This window comes from Cyclobacterium lianum, from assembly GCF_900143075.1.
GTDB lineage: Bacteria > Bacteroidota > Bacteroidia > Cytophagales > Cyclobacteriaceae > Cyclobacterium > Cyclobacterium lianum.
This window is the reverse complement of sequence record NZ_FRCY01000002.1, coordinates 545248-564590: the sequence shown is the minus strand read 5'-3', so window position 1 is coordinate 564590 and position 19343 is coordinate 545248. Positions and strand designations below refer to the sequence as shown.

At 46.6% G+C, this 19343-nt stretch carries 14 protein-coding genes; 4 read left to right on the top strand and 10 right to left on the bottom strand.

What is annotated here, in order from left to right:
- Positions 1-19: 19 nt before the first annotated feature.
- From BUB19_RS05065 to ruvB, 3 genes are all read right to left on the bottom strand, one after another.
- A complete protein-coding gene (locus tag BUB19_RS05065; protein WP_073093060.1) occupies positions 20-2989 on the bottom strand; it encodes a SusC/RagA family TonB-linked outer membrane protein in 2970 nt (989 codons plus the stop codon).
- A 416-nt stretch (positions 2990-3405) separates the two neighbouring features.
- On the bottom strand, positions 3406-4332 hold the full coding sequence (queG, locus tag BUB19_RS05055; protein ID WP_073093054.1) for a tRNA epoxyqueuosine(34) reductase QueG: 927 nt from the start codon (positions 4330-4332) through the stop codon (positions 3406-3408).
- Positions 4333-4364: 32 nt separating this feature from the next.
- Positions 4365-5402, bottom strand: a complete 1038-nt coding sequence (ruvB, locus tag BUB19_RS05050; RefSeq protein WP_073093051.1) for a Holliday junction branch migration DNA helicase RuvB — start codon at positions 5400-5402, stop codon at positions 4365-4367.
- 157 nt (positions 5403-5559) lie between these two features.
- Here ruvB and BUB19_RS05045 point away from each other — a divergent pair, with 157 nt between their 5' ends.
- Both BUB19_RS05045 and BUB19_RS05040 read left to right on the top strand, forming a co-directional pair.
- The gene (locus tag BUB19_RS05045) at positions 5560-6618 is read left to right on the top strand and encodes an FAD:protein FMN transferase (RefSeq protein WP_073093048.1); all 1059 of its coding nucleotides are present in this window, start codon (positions 5560-5562) and stop codon (positions 6616-6618) included.
- 22 nt (positions 6619-6640) lie between these two features.
- Positions 6641-7375, top strand: a complete 735-nt coding sequence (locus BUB19_RS05040; protein WP_073093044.1) for a ZIP family metal transporter — start codon at positions 6641-6643, stop codon at positions 7373-7375.
- A gap of 498 nt (positions 7376-7873) precedes the next feature.
- Here the strand turns inward: BUB19_RS05040 and BUB19_RS05035 are convergent, their stop codons facing one another.
- From BUB19_RS05035 to BUB19_RS05010, 5 genes are all read right to left on the bottom strand, one after another.
- Positions 7874-10303, bottom strand: coding sequence for a hypothetical protein (locus BUB19_RS05035; RefSeq protein WP_073093042.1), 2430 nt, complete (start codon positions 10301-10303; stop codon positions 7874-7876).
- A gap of 104 nt (positions 10304-10407) precedes the next feature.
- Positions 10408-11181: an alpha/beta fold hydrolase gene (locus BUB19_RS05030; protein ID WP_073093039.1), complete on the bottom strand. Its 774-nt coding sequence runs from the start codon at positions 11179-11181 to the stop codon at positions 10408-10410.
- A gap of 80 nt (positions 11182-11261) precedes the next feature.
- Positions 11262-12419 carry a succinylglutamate desuccinylase/aspartoacylase family protein gene (locus tag BUB19_RS05025; RefSeq protein WP_073093035.1) on the bottom strand — a complete coding sequence of 386 codons (1158 nt, stop codon included), beginning with the start codon at positions 12417-12419 and terminating at the stop codon, positions 11262-11264.
- Positions 12412-14301, bottom strand: coding sequence for a CBS domain-containing protein (locus BUB19_RS05020; protein ID WP_073093032.1), 1890 nt, complete (start codon positions 14299-14301; stop codon positions 12412-12414). The genes BUB19_RS05025 and BUB19_RS05020 overlap by 8 nt, the downstream gene beginning before the upstream one ends.
- Positions 14302-14603: 302 nt before the next feature.
- Entirely contained in the window at positions 14604-15236 is a 633-nt protein-coding gene (locus BUB19_RS05010; RefSeq protein ID WP_073093026.1) for a GDSL-type esterase/lipase family protein, read from the bottom strand.
- A 102-nt stretch (positions 15237-15338) separates the two neighbouring features.
- On the opposite strand from BUB19_RS05010, the gene BUB19_RS05005 reads away from it, so the two are divergent.
- Both BUB19_RS05005 and BUB19_RS05000 read left to right on the top strand, forming a co-directional pair.
- Entirely contained in the window at positions 15339-16193 is an 855-nt protein-coding gene (locus BUB19_RS05005; RefSeq protein ID WP_143155911.1) for a UbiA prenyltransferase family protein, read from the top strand.
- A gap of 3 nt (positions 16194-16196) precedes the next feature.
- Entirely contained in the window at positions 16197-16868 is a 672-nt protein-coding gene (locus BUB19_RS05000) for a class I SAM-dependent methyltransferase (protein ID WP_073093020.1), read from the top strand.
- On the opposite strand, the gene BUB19_RS04995 is transcribed toward BUB19_RS05000, so the two are convergent.
- Both BUB19_RS04995 and BUB19_RS04990 read right to left on the bottom strand, forming a co-directional pair.
- Positions 16817-18148, bottom strand: coding sequence for an alkaline ceramidase (locus BUB19_RS04995; protein ID WP_073093018.1), 1332 nt, complete (start codon positions 18146-18148; stop codon positions 16817-16819). The genes BUB19_RS05000 and BUB19_RS04995 overlap by 52 nt on opposite strands.
- A 16-nt stretch (positions 18149-18164) precedes the next feature.
- On the bottom strand, positions 18165-19334 hold the full coding sequence (locus BUB19_RS04990; RefSeq protein ID WP_073093015.1) for an AIR synthase related protein: 1170 nt from the start codon (positions 19332-19334) through the stop codon (positions 18165-18167).
- Between the last annotated feature and the right edge of the window lie 9 nt (positions 19335-19343).

Here is a 19343-nt window from a genome sequence, read left to right as displayed (position 1 = left end):
ACTTTCATCGATTAGGGATTTAAAAATCAAGATTTACGTGAAAGAAAACCCTTCTTGGGGTCGGGTAGGGTGCAATGTCTACGTTGTTGTCTACAGACCGGGCACCAAAAGTGGATGTCTCCGGATCGTATCCTTCATAATCGGTAAAAAGGAAGGCATTGTTGACCGATAAACCAAAACGCACACCTGCCAGGGCATCGCCGAAGGTATTGGCGACCGTTGCCTTAGGTAGGGTATAGTATAGGCCAATTTCTCTGACTTTTACAAATGAGGCATCCTGGACCCATCTTCCGGCATTGTTGTAGGGTTCCGGAGGTCTCTGCCTTCCATTCGGAACGCCATCTCCATTGTCATCGTCAAACCAGCCGTTGGTAGTCCCCCCGGAATCGGAAAGAAAAGAAGTCAGATTGATGTTTTCACCTCCTTGTCTCCATTCCACCAGGAAGGACAATTCCAGGTTATTGTAAACTCTCATCGTATTGTAGAAGGATGTATTGAACTTGGGTTGGGCATTTCCCCAAACCGTAAATCCACTGGGATGATCAGGATTTGCAGGCGTGCCCACGATGGTAGTGGGAGCGAAGCCCTCCGCGTAGTAGAAAGTTCCGAGGGCAGGTCCGAAAGCACCGAGGGTATATTGTGGTATCCCCAATCTTGTCATGTTTACCCTGTTTTGCCAATACATGACTCTTGAAAACCAGTTGAAGTTGGCCTGGCCCACTACCGTTCCGGAGATACTCAATTCCAAACCCTTGTTTTGCAGTTCCGCCTCATTGCTGGGTATGGTGTTTACACCCGTGGAAGGAGCCAGGTTAAGATCCTGAATATTGTTTTGGGTGTTTTTGATATAATAGGTGGCTTCCAGAGCAAAGCGGTTGTTCAGAAAACCAAAGTCCACTCCAAATTCCAACTCTGTTGCCGTTTCGGGTCTGATTTGGGTGTTCCCGATTTGGGTTCCTACTACCGAACCCAAAAGGCCTCCAATATTGGCGCCCTCCAGTCTGGAAAATGTATTTCCAAAGGCGACTGGCCCTGCTGTTTCCCCATAAGCGATCCTTGGTTTCAGTTGATTGATAAAGGAAGAGTTCCAGAAATCGAAATTCCCAAGATTAAAAGCTACAGATGCTCTGGGAAAGGTATAGTATTGGGAGGGGTCGCCATTTAAGGTTGACTTGTCCCACCGCACCCCGACTGTGCCAATGATTTTGTCTTCAAAATTAGCTTCCTGCTGGAGGAATATACCCGCTTCCTGAACTTCGCTATTAAACTGTTCGACAATTTCCTGAACCGATGCCTGCTGCAGGTTCGTTTGACCAGGTACCAGACCCCGGCCCCTGTTAAATAGCTGGCTGTTGTTGAAGTCGAGCCTCACCAAACCAGCCTGGGAATTCATGTTGACCTTGCCCAGATTAAAATTGTAAACCAGTGCAGCCTGGAAGTTGGTGTTGAAACTTTCCTGTTTTCCCCAAAAAACGTCACCAGGATTGGCCTGACCTCTCTGGAACTGAAGAAATTCTGGTAAATAAATCAGGGTGGAATTTTGAAGGAAGTCCAATCCACCGGCTATATTGGCTTTCAAAAAACTATTGCTGTTGCTGAAAAGATCAATGTCCAGTGTAAATGCCTGTACAAATCGTTGTACATCGGATCTGTTCTCAGCATTGTCTGTGACTGCAGCGGGATTCTCGCTAAAATATGGGTTTGTCGGGTAATTTCCGTTTTCATCAGGGCGGATGTCAAAATAATTCGGGATGTAAGCGATGCTGTAGCCTATGCTTGCACCTGAGTTGTTCTGGTTGCCTGTGAAGCCCCTGTCTGAAGTAGACTTGATATAATTGGAAGAAACACCCAATTTAATCTTATCGGTTATTTTATGGTCCAGATTTGCCCTGACCGAAAATCGGTCAAAACCCGTATTTTTCACGGTGCCATCTTCAGCATTGATGTTGCCGGAAACATAAAACTTAGTCTTTTCATTACCTCCGGATACGGTCAGACGGGTGTTGCTGAGCAAAGCCGTATTGTTGTAGAAGTAGTCCTCATAATCTATTCTGACCCCTTCCCGGAAGCGTTCCAACTCTATGGGTCTTCTGTTTTCCGGGAAAAATACATTAATCTTTTCCTCACTCCAGTCATCTACTCCCAGAAGGCGCAAGGGTTTTGCAAAGCCGATATCCTGTGAAAGGGAGACTTTGGTTTTCCCCTCAGCACCGCGCTTGGTGGTGATGATGATTACACCTGCATTTGCCCTGGTACCATAGATGGCGGCCGCTGAAGGGCCTTTCAGGACCTCAATGGTTGCAATGTCTGCGGGGTTTAGGTCAGCCAGCCTGTTTGCCCCGTCGTCCTGGCTCGAAGCACCTGCGCCGGTGACTGTGGCACGACCAGTTCGCTGAAAGGAATTGTTGATATAAACCCCGTCCAGAATGATCAGCGGCTGAGAAGCGCCGGTAAGACTAGAGATCCCCCGAAGTTGTATGGATAGCCCTCCTCCCGGCGCACCTCCATTTGAGCGAATATTTGCACCAGCAATTTTTCCATAAAGGGCACCATCAGTAGTTTGGATGGTAGTGGTTCCGGTTAATTCCCTGGAAGAAACGGAGGAGACGGCATTGGCCAGATTAGATCTTTTTACCGAGGATGCCAAGCCGGTTACTACTACCTCCTCAAGATTAGTAGCGTCCTCCTTGAGAGAAACATTCAATTTATTGTTTTCATTGGGCCCTACCTCAATCGTCTGACTGAGATAGCCCAAAGAGGAGATGACCAGGCTGGCTGGATCATCGTTGTCAAAATTAAGGTTAAACCTGCCATCCAGGTCTGTTACGGTTCCTCTGCTGGTGTTGCTAACCAAAATGCTGGCCCCGATCATGGGCTCCCCGGTTCGCTGATCGGTGATGGTCCCCGAGACGCTGTACTGTGCATGTGCCCAGCCTACAAAGAGCGTAGAAAAGACCAGCACCAATGAGAATTGGTAAATTTTAGTCATAGAAATAAGTTTAGATTACGGTTTTTATTATTAGAATTTTAAAGTTTAGATCATAAATTTGTGTTTTTTAGCAAATGATTATTATTTTACAATAATAACAATTTAATAATATAATTTAGCTTCCTGGTGTTTTTCTAACATATTCTTTTAAAATCAGATATATTCCAATTTGTTTTGGGGGTAAGCAATTTTTTTTTTAATTGGCATTGATTTCGGCAGATACATTTCATCTGCCAATCCCGGAACCAGGCCATCCGGAGGGGGAGGAGCAGGACTGGCTCCTCCCCGGGCGGTATCTTTTACCTGTGATTGCGCAGGAAAACGGTATTTCTTGCCCTTAGAAAACCGGGGATACTGCCCGAAATACAAAAAACTGAAAGGTCACAGTAAGCTTTTCACAACAATCAGGAAAGCGGCTATTTTTTCCGGATAAACTGAATATTGCGCATCATTCCCGTCCATTTGCTTCGCTTAACAGCGGATTTCCGGAATACCCGATCAAATGTGTCTTTGGTCATTTCCTGCCAGTCGAGAGATTCTACCTCTGTATGGGGTAAAAATTCAGGTTCCCGATGAGGTCTAGAAAAGCGATTCCAGGGGCACACATCCTGGCAGATGTCACAACCGAAGGCCCAATTTTCCATTTTGCCCTTAAATTCAGCGGGAATTTCTTCTTTCAGTTCGATCGTCAGATAGGAAATGCATCTGGAGGCATCAACCAGGTTTGCTTCTACTATGGCATCGGTGGGGCAGGCATCAATGCAGCGGGTACAGGTGCCACAGTAATCTCTTTCGACCGGATTGTCATGATGAAGGGGTAGATCAATGATCAATTCGGCCAGGAAAAAAAAACTACCCATGTTTTTGTTGAGCAAAAGGCTGTTTTTTCCTGTCCAGCCCAGTCCTGCTCTCTGCGCCCATTGGCGCTCCATAACCGGGGCGCTGTCCACAAATGCCCTCCCGTTGATCTCTCCGATTTCCTCTTTCAGGATTTCAAGAAAATGATTGAGTTTCTCCCGTATCACGAAATGGTAATCCTTTCCGTACGCATATTTTGCGATCTTAATATCGTTTTTCCCCTCGGGAAGCTTTTTTGGCGGGTAATAATTAAACACCAGGCTTACCACCGATCTGGCATTGTCCACCAGCCTGGTAGGGTCCAGTCGTTTGTCAAAATGATTGGCCATATAGGCCATTTTTCCGTTATAATTTCTCGCCAGCCAGGCCTCCAGTTTCGGAGCTTCTTCTTCCAGAAATTCCGCCTTTGCTATTCCGCAATAATCAAACCCCAGGTGTTGGGCAGTTTTTTTTACCAAAAGCGTATTTTTCTCCAACTGACTCATCGGCTAAATTTTTGAATATTATCCAGGCCGGGCTATGAATCAAAAAGACTACCAGATTGACCACCAAAATCCGGCTTCAGTTTTAGGTGTTTGTAGGCGGCTTCTGTGGCAGTTCTACCCCTGCTTGTTCGTTTGAGATAGCCCTCCTGTATGAGAAATGGTTCGTAGACTTCTTCTATTGTTTCAGCCTCTTCCCCGCAGGCAGTGGCAATGGTGGAAAGGCCTACCGGGCCTCCGGCAAACTTCCTGATGATGGTCAGCAAAATACGGTTGTCCATTTCATCCAACCCATTCTCATCCACATTCAATGCATCCAGGGCTATTTTGGCGATGTCCAGATTGATGCGGCCATCACCTTTGATTTCAGCAAAATCCCTGGTTCTCCTTAGCAGGGTATTGGCTATCCTGGGAGTACCTCTGCTTCTCCGTGCGATTTCAAAAGCAGCTTCATCATCAAGCGGAGTACCCAGAATGGAGGCAGATCTTTTGACGATGGTGCTGAGCAATTCGGCATCGTAATATTCTAACCTGGCATTGATGCCAAAGCGGGCACGAAGCGGAGACGTAAGCAGACCTGATCGGGTAGTGGCCCCTACCAGTGTAAAGGGGTTGAGGCTGATCTGTACTGAACGCGCATTTGGACCTGAGTCCAGCATGATGTCGATGCGGAAATCCTCCATGGCAGAGTAAAGGTACTCCTCTACAATCGGATTCAGCCGGTGGATTTCATCAATAAAAAGCACATCACCATCTTCCAGGTTGGTCAGCAAACCCGCCAGGTCTGAAGGTTTGTCCAGTACGGGCCCGGATGTGATCTTCAGGCTGGATTCCAGTTCGTTTGCGATAATATGGCTAAGCGTGGTTTTTCCCAGCCCGGGGGGGCCATGCAGCAGGACATGATCCAGCGATTCTCCACGTTTTTTTGCCGCTAACACAAATATCTTTATGTTTTCTACGGTCTTCTGTTGACCGGTAAAATCGGCAAAGCTCAATGGCCGTAGCGCCTTTTCAATTTCCTTGTCTCCGGGGGCCATGCCTTCGGGGTCTCCACGCAGATAGTCTTCTCTCATATGATCTTTCTAACAAGTACAAATATAGAAAATTCATCCCAGCTTTGCAGTGTTGCACCCATGCCGGGCAAACGGTCTGCTCAGCATAAGGGGGTAAAAACGATGAGCAATTGAAAAATAAGACTTAACTTTCGGAAAATTAAAACAGCCTGGTTTTATGCAAAAATCTGCCAAGAAAAATATCATCTATAGCATTTTGTTGTTGCTGGTGGTATTCATGGTTTACCTGTACAGGCAAAATAAAGAGAGCCCGATGCCGGTCCTTGATGAGGGACCAAAGGTGGTTATCTCAGGACCTACCATGGGAACGAGCTACAGAATCGTCTACCTGGATGAAGGGAGACGGGACTTTAAGAAAGAAGTAGATGCCTTGCTGATGGAAATAAATGATGCATTGTCGACCTATATACCCGAGTCAGAAATCAGTCGTTTTAACCGAATGGATACCCTGGACTTTGAATCGAGCCACTTTTATCCGGTGCTGCAAAAGAGCAAGGCAGTATATGAGGCCACAAATGGAGCCTTCGATCCTACTGTAGGCCCTCTGGTCAACGCCTGGGGCTTCGGGCCGGAGGGGGCATCGCTGCAAGACAGCACTGGCGTGCGCCAGCTTCTGGATCAGGTGGGTTTTGATCAGCTTGTTTTTGACGAGAATAGGATCAGCAAAATCAACAGTGATGTCTACCTCGATCTGAGTGCTGTAGCCAAAGGATACGGGGTAGATAAGCTTGCAGAGTTATTGCGCGAAAAAGGCATCCGGGATTATCTGGTAGAGGTAGGAGGGGAGCTGGTGAGCAGTGGGCTGAATGAAAAAGGTGAATTGTGGAAGGTGGGCATCTCCCGACCCGAAATAGAAGGGCAGGCCAACGACCTGTACAGCATCCTGGCCCTGGATAACAAGGGAATGGCTACATCCGGAAATTACAGGAATTTTTATATCAAAGATTCCGTGAAATACTCCCATACCATCAGTCCCTTCACAGGGTATCCTGTAGAACATTCGCTTTTGAGTGCCACCGTTGTGGCCGAAGACTGCATGACCGCCGATGCCTTCGCCACAGCATTTATGGTATTGGGAGTGGAGAAGGCCAGGGAGATTACGGAATCGATGCCAACGTTGGAGGTTTTTCTTATCTATAACGATGAACAGGGCCGGTTGCAGTCCTTTGTAAGTGAGGGCTTGATTCCGTATATTACTGTGATGGAAAAGGAATAGTTCCGAAAACCCGATTTAGAAGATGATGCATTTTATTTTACTTTTTTTCGCTGCATTTGGAGCGGGTTTGCTGGCTTTGATAATACCCGAATGGAAAGAAAAGAGCTTCAAACTGGCCTTGATATTTGCAGGATCTTACCTATTTGCGATTACCATTTTACATATTCTTCCTGAGTTGTTTGCAGACCAGCAATCGGCCTACTACATGGGCCTTTATATCCTGCTTGGATTTTTGCTGCAACAGGTGTTGGATTTTATGTCCTCCGGAATTGAGCATGGTCATATTCATCATCATGGGGGAGATGGCAGGGGAAATAGTGTATGGACGCTGATGATAGGCCTGTTTTTACACGCTTTCCTGGAAGGTACCCTGCTTTCAAAGCAGCCCATGCTGGCAGGTCATCATCATGGCAGCGAAACGCTTTTAATCGGGATGATCCTGCATAAGATGCCGGAGGCCTTTGCCCTGGTAGCAGTACTGATGAGCAGGTTGAGCAAGTGGGGAGTAATCCTGCTATTGGTATTGTTTTCTATGGCTTCACCTTTGGGAATGGTGTCTACAGATGTGCTGTATGACCAACAATTGATCGGGAGGGGTACGCTGAATATTCTGTTTGGACTTGTAGCCGGGGGATTCCTTCATATTTCTACCATCATTTTCTTTGAAAGTTCTCCCCAGCACCGATTCAACCTGCATAAGCTGCTGATTATTCTTCTCGCTTCGGGAATAGCCATCTTAACAGAGTTTTTCATTTAAAACACCCTCACTGCAGCTCGCCATACCCAACCTCCAGATGCCGCACTACCGGATAATCCCGGAGGCTGCTTTCCAATAAAAAAAATGCCGGAGCCTTATGTCGCCATAAGACCCCGGACAAACCCTACATTAAAAAATAACCAACTTCCCTTACGGATATCCCACTTCACTTAGCTCTCTTATCCGCTCTTCATTTCTTTAACATTCGAAAATTACTGCGTAAAAAATTATAAAACCAATATTTTAACAAATAAATTATCGTAAAAATATACAAAATATTTTAATTGTTCTGAAATACATTATTATAGCTATGGAAAAATTATAAACTGAAAATATTGTTTTTGGCCCTGGAAAAAATTCAGTTAGTAAAATTCAATGGCTTCTTTTTCAGTGTATTAGCTATGATATGTGCAATAATTCTTGAAAAAAGATTGTTTTTTTTAAAAGGGTCACTATCAAAAGGAAAATTTGTTTTATCATAGAGATTCCTTTTCACTACTATTCTGTTTCTGGGATGATCCAGATTTCAGCAACCTGTGAACCTCTTTCTCCTTCACCACAGGTCCAGGTAAAAGTAAGACTTCCATCCCGGTAGGCACTTTGTGGCAGAGGGAAAGAATAAACAGGTTGTTGACCGGTCTCAATAAAATCATGAATTAAAATATCCTCATCAACTGATAGTTTCATTTTTGATCTAAACCTTCCTGTATATGCGACCTTAAGCCGGTATTTTAAATCGGGGTTCAGGTCTTCGTACCTGATTTGCAGCGGCGTATCAAACAGCGTGTTGATTTGTGTCATCCAGGCCTTCGGGGTAGCTTTTCCCTCAAAGCCCACAGCTTGCACCTCATGAACCCATTCTTCTCCGATAAGTCCAACTCCAAAACTTACCCTTGGCCCGTAAAGACTTCCCGGGTCTTCTATCAGTGCTTTGCCATGCACCACTTTTCCCCAACTCCCGGGGGTGCCAAAATTGTCATAAAAACCCCCGGGTCCGGGATTGGTCCGATGGATTAAATGCTTTAATTCCCTGAGCCTTGCTTCTTCTGGTTCCATGGTGGCAATAGACCGGAGGTTGTCCATAAGCCAGGGTGAATCATTCAGAACAGCGTCTAAATTGTCTATGAAGTTGCCCCTTCCGGGCGCCGCGCCATGTGGCACTATGGTCAGTTGGGCACCAATGCTTTGGTAAAGGGAGTTTGCCAATTCGATACACCTTTCTTTCAACCGGGCTGCTCCGGGATCCTTCCAGGGGTTTTCAAGGATTTGCATGGCGGTATCGATTACCCATCGACTACCCATTTGATTGGCCAGATCAAGTATATTCCTGGCAAGCTGTTCCTGCTGGGTATCGTGAAGTAGTTTTTGTTGGATGTAGGCATCAAAGTAGGCACGGATCAGGCCCATCTGGAACCGGAAATTACCCAGCATTTCGGAGCTGGCCCGCGCCTCCATCTCCTGCCACTGAAGCAAGGTTTGCGGTACCTGGTTGTTGGTCAACAAAGATCCTTTCAGGTTGGCCTCTTCAGCCAACAAACCCTGGGTGACAGGTTCTGTCCATTCTGATCCGAAGAAAAAGCGGGCATAATCCCGGACTGTTTCAGTAACTTTCCTGTCAGGATCCCAGTCCTGATCTGTCCAGACAAATTTATTAAGATCGTCATTTGTTCCCTCCGAATAACTTATGCTACCCACTGCCAGTTGGTCCAGCGCATTGTGTATTGTCTTTTGATCTACCGGTCTGGGGTTGATGCATTCCCTGCCCAATGTCATGGCAAGTGCGAGATCCCAATCTGCGATGGGGTATTGTGAACTCAGACTGTGGGTAATATCCGGATACCTGCGAATGGGTATACCCTCCTGTACCAATTTTCTAAGCTCCGGCAAAGGTATTTTCACCCATGGGCCAAAAACGACGCCACCCAACCAGGGGTAACCTTTGTTGATATGGTGAAAAAACCTGTCAAACCAGACCTGGGTAGGTCTGAAAACCTGTGGAGAAACCCAGATTTTTGCTCCGGGATGGTATTCTAGAAGCAGTTCAGCGGTTTTTTCCAACCAGGCAAATAAAGTGTCAGGGTCCAGGTCACCCGGATCTCCTCCGGGTACAAACAGGTGATCTAAACGGGTCAGAGCGGCGAAAACTTCCTCTCTTTCTGCCAATTCAGTGACCTGGGAATCCGGATTTTGGTAATCTTCTCCCATATTGGGATACCACATCCAGAGGTCCAGGTCCAATTCGTCCGCAATCCGCGATTGCTCGCTGATCATTTCAATGGCCGGAAGCGTCATGTGCCGGCTGCTAGAATCATCGTCTGTGCGAGGAGGTACTATTTCAATACTGTTTGTACCGAAAAGTGCCAACTCACGAATGTATTGTTCAAATCTTTCTACCGTAAAAGCGTCATAGGCATTGGTCTTTGGTCTGTAGCCCAATTGATGGCCCCGAATGGGATAGACAGGAGAGGAGCTACCTACCAGTGATTCCGGCAGGTTTAATTTGCCCATTGCCCAATCCATTTTTCGAAGCAACTGTCCAATACCGTATAAGAGCCCACGTTCATCCTGGCCAATGATCAAAAAAGAGGTCGATAAACTATCTTTTTGGAGGATTATCTGATAGCTTTCAGGTGATTGTGGTTGAAGATTTTCCAGTCCTTTGATGTAGCGATTGGGCAGGCTCTTTCTGTCGGCATACAAGGACAGCACAATTTGCGACCTATTTTCGCTGATGGTATCAGTTTGAATGAGGAAGGGCTTGCCCACCCTTTTTTCCAACTCTTCCTGTAAAATACGGGCAAAATGGCCTGCTCTTTTGCCAGAACTATTTTGCATAATTACTGCATCAGAAAAATCAAGTGCCTGCCCAAAAACAGGCACCGAGGTAACTATTGTAAATACTAAGCTGAAGTAGATTAGCCTGTTCATAAAACCAAAGTTTTACATCTATACCTGAATCTGGCTTATTGGTACTATTATTTGATTTCAGGGGATTACTAAAAAGGTTTAAAAATTGGCTTCGCGCTAAGCCATTATTCTTTAAGGAAATTCAATGCAATTTGATTGAACGCTTCGGGTTTTTCCACATTGACTACATGCCCACAGGCAGGAACAACCTCCAGTTTTGCAGAACTGTGGTTTTTCACCAGCTTGGCAATGGAGGGTAAAAACATGTAATCCTCCTCGCCCATGACATAAAGCGTGGGGATTGGGGTTTCTTTGATTCTGAAAAATGCCAATAAAGGATTGACTTTTGAGGCCAGAGTAAACCAGCGGATAAACTCTTTTTGATAAAGCTTTTTGGCCTCCTGCACAAAAAGGCTCCTGGATGCTTTGTGATTCTTTTTCGGCATGATAATAAAGGCAAACAATTTATACAACAGCAAATAGGGGATCACGGACTTTAGCAAAATTCCCAGACGCATCAGGATCTGACCACGGATATTCAGTTTCATGATGGCACCTGCCAAAATCATGCTGCTCACCCTGTCCGGATGCCTTTCTGTGATTTCTCTGATTATGATGGTACCCAGAGAAATTCCTACAAAATGGGAATTTTTAACTTTCAGGTGATCCAGTACCTCTATGACTTCATCGCCAATGACGTCAAAAGAATACCGCTTTAGCTTTTGGTATACGTGGTTTTTTGATTTGCCATGTCCTCTCAGGTCGACGAGCAAAACGTTGAAGGACTTTTTGAAGTCCCGGATCTGTCTGAACCAAATGGCACTACTGCCACCTGCGCCATGGACAAAAGTAACCCATGGGGCTTCCGGATCAAGCTGATAAGTGGTATAATGAAGCATGATAGCTTATAAACTGTAAATTGAATCTTAAAGTTTTGCCAGGGGCAATGGATACTAAAAAAAGTACCTGCGAATATACATCAATCTCTTTTAATAATCTCCCAGTTTTTGCCCGGAGAGGAATAATATATTCTAAAACCTAACACATGAAAAATTTCCTTATTCAGCCAGCGGGCGATCCTCGGGTCCACAAGGAACCTGTTTTCGGAATGAGATTTTTGGGAGATTCCGGGTAGCAGCGGCAGGAGCTTTGGTAGAAATGTCTTTCTGAGCCATTTTGATAGCCCCATCCAAAAGGATGAGACCGGCTTAACAATGAAAAAACCATCCTCGCCCTGGCTTTGGTACAACGGCAGAAAGACCATTCCTTTATATTGGCTTCGCACTGGAATGCCGTTATTTATGGCCAGTTCATGGCCTTTTCTCACAGGTTTGAAGTTGGAAAACCCAGGCTTCATTTCAAATTTCTGATCCGGACCGATGGGGTACCGGCACAAGATTTCGTAAAAACCGCTTTTAATCCCGAGATCATTTGTCAATAGCCCTTCCTCAGCAAGGACATCGGCGGGCGATAAGTGTATTATTGCCAGGTGGTGCATGCAAAGTTTGATAAAGGCCTGGTGCCGTCTGGCACTTTGGGGATCATCGTGTTTTCCGGCTTCAAAACCCAACGCGGGATAGCCAAGGTCATTGATGTGGCTCATCAGTGGTCCGTCCAGGTATTCTTCTATTCCAAGTATCAACGGTACGGGAAAATGCCTGGCCATGGCGCGATTGGGTAAAGTATCGTTGAAGGGCAGGAAAGCACAACTGTCAGCAGAAGTGGTATGTAAGTCTGCAAACAGAATTTTACCAGAGCCATAGACCGCAATGATGGAATTGATCAATTGATCCAACAGTGCCATTTCCCTCAATTCCGGATAACTGAACCCCGGTGCTTTCTCATGTTTCATCCGGACCAGGTGGAGGTTTTCGTGGGTCCAAATCCGGTTCAGGTCCCTGGAAATGTATCTCTGTCGTGACTCCAGGGCCCGGGTGTTTCCCTTTAGCACGAATACATTGCCTTTAAAATCAAAATTTCCTTTGTTTTTTGGCTCGAAAAGCGCTTCCATGGCCTGAATGGATGCGGGTTCATTACCGTGGATGCCGACGATAGCTACCAGGGTAGGGAGGTCAGTCCCCTGGTGGTTGGTAAAAATAACCCTGGAATTGTCCGTAGTGAGCAGTGTTTCAGGCATTGTTTTTTTGATAAAGCTTTTCCCAGACCATTTTGGCATCCTTGTCGGTGACCAATCCGATAAGCCTGTCTCCATCCACTACCGGCAGGCAACTGACGCTTTTGTTTACCATTAAAAGCATGGCATACTTGATGTCGGTCTCAGGCCCGGTAGTAACCATGTGGGTGATCATGATGTCTTTGGCAATCTCCAGTCCATCCGCACTTTCCGCGTATTTTTGGAGGGTGCTGCCGGTAATCAGTCCCCTAAGTTTTCCTTCCTTATTCTCGACAGGAATGTGGTGGATATTTTTCCATTCCATGATTTTTTTCACCAGCGTTATCAGGTCATCCTCCTGAACAGTGATCAGGTTGGTTGTCATGATATTACCTATCCAGTCATATTGGATGGGTATGGATTGCAGTTCGGCCTTTGTGGCTGCCAGCCACTCGCTCACAGGCTGGTCTGTCTTTCTGCGCTTTTGCATGGCAGCTGTGAGGGTCACCATTGCTTCATCCCTGCTCATGTGCTTTTTGATCTTACGATAACTCTTAATTAGCCAGGAACTGCCAGTCTGACCTGATTTGATTCTTTTCCGGATGATATCCAGGTACCTGTGGGATTCTTCTTCCGGAATACCGGCATTGCTGAGGCCTTTCTCTGCGAGAGGAAGAAGCTGGTCGAGTATGAGTTTCTGCGCCGGAATCATGCGGCCGTTCCATACCATGCTGCTGTAAATTCCGGAAGTAGCAGCCCGGTAGAAATTGCCTTTGGTGTCTTCAAACGATTTTCGCTGCCAGTTGCCGCAGTGTGCCGGCGGCATTGTTCTCATCAGTCCCAACCAAAATGCAAGATTGGCCATTTCATCCATGATGGTGGGTCCGGAAGGAAGGTAGCGATTTTCAATTCTTAAATGGGGCTTGCCGTCCGTGGTGCCATAGCATGGTCTGTTCCATCTCCATATGGTGCCATTGTGCAACTGTAGCGCTTGTAACCTGGGGATGCCGCCGTCCTCGAGTACCGAAAGGGAATTATCTGTAGACTTATGGGTAAGAATAAGTGGAAACCGGGCGATATTTTCCTTGTAGATTTCCGTGGTCTCTCTGATCCATTGATTGCCGAAAGAAACCCGCTGTTCCTTTTCTTTCAAATGATAGCCTTTGCTGCGAATATCGATGCTCTGCTGGAAAAGAGGGATCCTGGTTTCGGACCATAGTTCCCTGCCGAAAAGCAGGGGGGAATTGGTGCACACAGACAACACTGGTCCTGAGATCATTTGTGCCCAGTTGTATTGGTCCACGAAACTTTTTGCGCTTACCTGAAGATGGCACTGGAAGCTGGTATTGCATGCTTCGAAGAGGATATTGGTATGGGCCAGAATCAATTCGTCGACTCCGGATATGTTCAATTCAAAATCCTGACCCCGGAGCTGTTTGATGATTTCGTCCAGGGCCTGATAGCGGGGATTTGGGGTCATGTAATCCATCTGTCCGGATCGAAGGTCTATGGAAGGTAAGATCCCGGTCAGGACTACCTCGTCGCCAAAGTCGGCGGCTACTCCTTCGGCTTGCCTGAGGTATTTTCTCAATTGTTTTTCCATCTTGTACAGGCAGCCGGTCTGCAATTCCTGCGGGTCCAGGTTCAGCTCCAGATTGTACATGGCCAATTCTGAAGTAAAGTGTTTGTTGTCCAATCTTCCCAGGATCAAAGGCCCGTTTTTGGAGGGTTTGTAGTGCTTGTTGATCAGTGCAAATTCCTGTTCGGCTCCTATTCGCTGAACATCCTCTTCTATCATCCCGTCACGGATCATGCTGTCCAATGCCTCGATGTCATGGATTAGGTTTTTGAGAAATTTTCTTCTCTCAGCGCTCTTTTTATTGGTATTTTTCGCCAGTTCTCCCATCTATGCCATCAATTTACACAAGGCGCAAGGATTTTGAAAACAAGGGAAGAAGTTTCTAATGGATTGATGCTGGTTCAGGCGAGGTTAAAGCTGGTAGGGCGGACAAACCTTCCGGTCAGAGGGGTAAATTCCCGACAGACCTATTCCGCTTCTTTGTGCCCAAGAAGGAGGAAGAATGGCGCTGTGCTGCCGCACAAAACACTGATATCGTTCCGGGTAAAGAAACCAATCTGGCTGATCTTGACGGTAGGAAAAAGGCGGTAGATTATCGATCCAATTATCCAGCTAACTGATTGTTGTTATTATCTCTGAATGTGCCGCTTTATGGCATCTGCGAGCACTCCGGCTCCCTCCCTATTGGGGTGTACGCCATCGGGGAACAACTCGCCATACGGTTTCAGGGCTTCGTGAAGGTCGATGATTTCTGATTCGGTTTTTTTTGCCACATCCCTGATCATCGGCGTCATTTCATTGACGATGACTTTTTCGGTTATCCCGTAGTTGTCTTCAAAAACCGGAGCGGGCAGACACAGGTATATCTTCCCATTTTCCGGCATGTTATTTTTTAGGATTTCGACCATTTCTACATAGTCAGTTATGAAATTTTCCTTATGTATCCAATTTTGCGGTTTAGAATCATTTGTGCCAAGCTTGATGATAAGGATATCCGGCTTGAATACCATTGCCTGTTTGAATTGCGGCTCCCTCCAGAACGGAAAATCTCCCTTTTTCATCAAGGTCCTGGCTCCTACCCCTAAGTTTTTGACCAGATAGGCGTCGCCTAGTTTTCTTTGGAGTTGCATAGGGTAGCTGTCCCGATGCTTTCGGCCCGGACCTTCGGTAATGCTATTGCCCACACAGGCTACTTTTACAGGCTGCTGGGCAAAAGCCCCATGGCCCAGAAAAAATAATAGGGCATAAATAACTTTTCTCATGAAAATGATTGTAGATGAAGCGGTGTCGAATGGGAAATTACGGAAATTTTTAAATGATTTGGACGAATCAATTAATTAAATTGCAGCCAAATAAATGAATGGGTGAATTTGTTTCAAAGAATATTCGTAAAATTTTTCGATATCTTTAATCTGCTCTCACTGGATGTAGTAGCCGGTGCCTGCGCCGGCTTGTTTTTTTTTGCCGACATGATGCGATTGGAATTGTCTGCCTCTATTTACCTGCTTCTAGGCATGGCCGTCTGGTCCATTTATACCTTTGATCACCTGCTGGATGCCAGGAAAATTCCCCAGAAGGCATTGTCCCGCCGTCATCGCTACCACCAAAAGCATTTTCGAAAGTTAAGTTTGATGACGTTACTTGTGGTAATTCTGGGATGGGGGTTTGCCTTGAAATGGCTTTCCTGGAATGGCTTGATGGTAGGCGGCTTGCTATTGAGTGGAATCATATTGGTAGTCATCATTGGCTTGCGCTACGCCCCGGCAAGATTGTCCGTCTTGAAAGAGGCTTCTATCGCTTTTTTGTATGTCGGTGGTATTGCCCTGGTACCCATTTGGCAACAGGATTTTGGATTTGGCTCGTACGCCTGGCTTTTTTACCTGCCCGGTTATTTTATACTTGCCTGGTATAATCTGGTATTTTTGTCCTATCTGGATGCTGCACTGGATAAAGCCCAGGGCCATCAATCCATCATGACAGTCCTTGGCAAGAAAAAAACCCGCCTATTGCTTTGGGGACTAACGGCCCTGGCATTGATTTACATGCTCGTACTTTTCTTTGCTCTGCCTTCTTTTTATCATCGCTATACGCTGATTTGGGGGATAATGGTATTGGTGCATGCCATAAGCTTTATGGAGCACCCTGCCAATATAGCGCAGGCAAGAAAACGATTGGAACTTTCCTTTTCTCTACCCTTCCTTTTAATTCTATTGGGATAAATCATGGGAAAGGAAAAGTTTCCGGATCATTATCGCCTGCTGGCCCCTTTTTACGAAAAGCTGGGCCACCTGATTTTGGGGCAGGATTTTCCTTCCAGCAAAATGGCTTTTCTGGAGGAGGTCTCCAGTGGGGATCAGGTGTTGGTACTGGGAGGGGGAGCCGGCATAAATATACCGGATGTCCTGCAGAGGTGTGGAGAAAAGGGCAAGGTGACCTATATGGAAGCATCTGCATCCATGATTCGGAAATGCAAAAGCCGGCTGAGCGATGATCTCCTGAAACGGATTTCATTTGTACATGCGGATTCCCCGGATATATTGCCTGAAGTTACCTTTGATGTGGTCATTACGCAGTATTTTCTGGATGTTTTGCCAGACGAAAAAATCACGCAGATTTTTGCTGCAGTGCATACCAGGATAGACAGACACAGCCGGTGGATTTTTGCGGATTTCTTTCCTTTGGCAGCAAAACGGTTACAGCTTAAAGCCATGATCGTCGCCTTTAGCTTGCTGACAGGCCATCAGAGAAACGACCTTCCGGATTATGATACCTTTTTCAGCAATTGGGGATGGTTCGAAAAGAGCAGGAAGGAATTTTGCCGGGGTTTCTACCAGGCGAGGGTTTATAGTTTGGATCCCAGATCTATCAGGCCCGAAACCAACTCATTGAAGTAGGCACCGTTGTACGGGCCATAAAAGTTCATGTCCCTGACTTCGTAGAGTGCTTTATGATAGTATTTGTCGGGTGTGATGTAACCTATATAGCCACCATTGAAGGTGGTCACCATCAGGTTCAGGCCCATTTCTTCTGCCTGTTTTTCCCAGTTTTCATAAAACACACCTGACACCTCACCTGATGAAGAAATGAATACCATATTGCCAATCCTTACCAGGTCAAAATGCGCCGGATAATTCCCTATGGCCCAATCAAACAGCCAGGGTCTTAGTCTCCAATTGTCGCTGATCCGAAAATGTGGTTCCCGGAGTTTGACCGGAAGCTTGCCGGCAAATACAGCATGGCCCTGTAAGGGTAAAGGGGCGGCAGGAGAGTGCATCACAACAGAATCAAGTTGATTCGCATATTTCTTAACACTTGTAATGTCGTTTCCCTGTAGCTTTGGGCGATGGCTGCCCACTGCTCCGGCGGCAAAGAGCACCAGGTCATGATTGCTCTCCAATTTTTTTGACAGGTAATGGGGGTAATCTCCGGACAGGCCCATGAACCGGCTGCTCAGGCAGGTCGCATGTGCACTGTAGGTAAGCAGACTCGCTGTATTGCCGTTTTCCTGGCGGATGATAAGCTGCCTCAGATAGGGGTCAACAGGGTCATCGGCTATCAGGCGGTTGGAGACAAATTGTCCGGCATGACTCTTTTTGAATGATACATTGACAGTATCCAGCTGAGAAATTGCCTGCTGCAAAGCTTTTACAGTGCTGCCTGCAATTAGGTTGACCAGTGACTGGTCCCAACCGCCAAGAGCAAAATGAGACAAAGGGCCGGGAATGGTTCCTCCCATGCCGCTATGGGTATGGGTGGCCGTAAAATAAAGGTGGTCTACAGGCAGTTGGTGTTGCCGGATTGCCGTCGAAACCGCCCGTGCCAATTCAGGGTGGACAATCAACAGTTCGTAATTGATAAAGGCGACTTTGAAATCAGTGTTGCCCAGAATGATGGTTTTGACAAAGCTGCTGTCCTGGACAAACTCGTAGTCTCCTCTGGGGCGATAAGCCAGTAATGGTACGGGTGCGTCCGGAGTAATGTTTTCCCTGGACCAGCCGCCTAATAGCACTCCATGATCGCTACCACGGAGGGAAAGGCTGTCTAAATGCCGCCTGGTTTCCTGGTAGTAAGTTGTTTCTCTCAGCGGTGTCCAGTCCACGCTGGTAATGGTAGCTACCGCTACCAGGAGAAAAAATACAACGATACCGATGGATATTCTCAGAAACCTTCTCATTTATTGCTGAGCAGCATCATCCTTCGTAGCTAAAAACACCATGCTGTCCATCTACAGTTACTTTCTTTCCCTCATGGGGGACCACCCGTCCGATTATTCTTGCCTGCACACCGAAAGATGCCGCTATCCGGATAACTTCCTCAGCATACTTTTCTTCCAGATATATTTCCATGCGGTGCCCCATATTAAAAACCTTATACATTTCTTTCCAGTCCGTGCCGCTTTCTTTCTGTATGATAGAAAACAGTGGAGGGGTGTCAAAAAGCTGGTCTTTGATCACGTGCAGGTCATGTATGAAATGCAATACCTTGGTTTGCGCGCCGCCGCTGCAATGGACCAGCCCATGAAGGGCAGACCGGTAGTCTTTCAGTATGGCGGCGATCACCGGGGCATAAGTTCTGGTAGGCGAAAGTACCAGTTTTCCCATGTCAAGCGGCGTACCAGGTGCCGGGTCTGTCAAGCCAAAACTTCCCGAATACAGCAGTTCCTCTGGCACTGCAGGGTCGAAGCTTTCGGGGTAGCGGGTCATGAGGTCTTTATTGAAGACATCGTGTCGAGCGGAGGTAAGTCCATTGCTTCCCATGCCACCATTGTATTCGGATTCATAATTGGCCTGACCGAAAGAGGCCAGCCCCACCACCAGGTCTCCGGCCTGGATCCGGTCATTGGAGATGATATCTTGTCTTTTCATCCGGCAGGTGACGGTGCTGTCTACGATAATGGTGCGAACCAGGTCACCTACGTCTGCCGTCTCTCCACCCGTTAGTAGCGCATTGACCCCATGATCCCGAAGCATCTGCAGGACTTCTTCTGTACCATTGATCAAAGCGGATATGACTTCACCCGGAATAAGATTTTTGTTTCTCCCTATGGTAGAGGAAACCAAAATGTTGTTTACAGCCCCCACACAAAGCAGGTCGTCGATGTTCATGATGATGGCATCCTGGGCTATTCCCTTCCACACGCTAAGATCACCCGTAGCCCTCCAGTAGAGATAGGCGAGGGAGGACTTGGTGCCCGCCCCGTCAGCATGCATGATATTGCAGTATTCCGGATCATTGCCGAGAACATCCTCCACTACTTTACAGAATGCGTAGGGAAATAGTCCCTTATCCAAATTGGAAATCGCACTGTGCACATCTTCCTTGGAGGCAGAGACCCCCCGTTGCATGTACCTTTCGCTCATAACCTTGGT

Excerpts from the sequence above, each read along its gene's own strand:
- BUB19_RS05030 (WP_073093039.1), bottom strand. The coding sequence starts at position 11,181 with ATGCTTCATTATACCACTTATCAGCTTGATCCGGAAGCCCCATGGGTT.
- BUB19_RS05040 (WP_073093044.1), top strand. The coding sequence starts at position 6,641 with ATGATGCATTTTATTTTACTTTTTTTCGCTGCATTTGGAGCGGGTTTG.
- BUB19_RS05045 (WP_073093048.1), top strand. The coding sequence starts at position 5,560 with ATGCAAAAATCTGCCAAGAAAAATATCATCTATAGCATTTTGTTGTTG.
- BUB19_RS05010 (WP_073093026.1), bottom strand. The coding sequence starts at position 15,236 with ATGAGAAAAGTTATTTATGCCCTATTATTTTTTCTGGGCCATGGGGCT.
- BUB19_RS05000 (WP_073093020.1), top strand. The coding sequence starts at position 16,197 with ATGGGAAAGGAAAAGTTTCCGGATCATTATCGCCTGCTGGCCCCTTTT.
- BUB19_RS05035 (WP_073093042.1), bottom strand. The coding sequence starts at position 10,303 with ATGAACAGGCTAATCTACTTCAGCTTAGTATTTACAATAGTTACCTCG.
- BUB19_RS05020 (WP_073093032.1), bottom strand. The coding sequence starts at position 14,301 with ATGGGAGAACTGGCGAAAAATACCAATAAAAAGAGCGCTGAGAGAAGA.
- ruvB (WP_073093051.1), bottom strand. The coding sequence starts at position 5,402 with ATGAGAGAAGACTATCTGCGTGGAGACCCCGAAGGCATGGCCCCCGGA.
- queG (WP_073093054.1), bottom strand. The coding sequence starts at position 4,332 with ATGAGTCAGTTGGAGAAAAATACGCTTTTGGTAAAAAAAACTGCCCAA.
- BUB19_RS04990 (WP_073093015.1), bottom strand. The coding sequence starts at position 19,334 with ATGAGCGAAAGGTACATGCAACGGGGGGTCTCTGCCTCCAAGGAAGAT.
- BUB19_RS05025 (WP_073093035.1), bottom strand. The coding sequence starts at position 12,419 with ATGCCTGAAACACTGCTCACTACGGACAATTCCAGGGTTATTTTTACC.
- BUB19_RS04995 (WP_073093018.1), bottom strand. The coding sequence starts at position 18,148 with ATGAGAAGGTTTCTGAGAATATCCATCGGTATCGTTGTATTTTTTCTC.
- BUB19_RS05065 (WP_073093060.1), bottom strand. The coding sequence starts at position 2,989 with ATGACTAAAATTTACCAATTCTCATTGGTGCTGGTCTTTTCTACGCTC.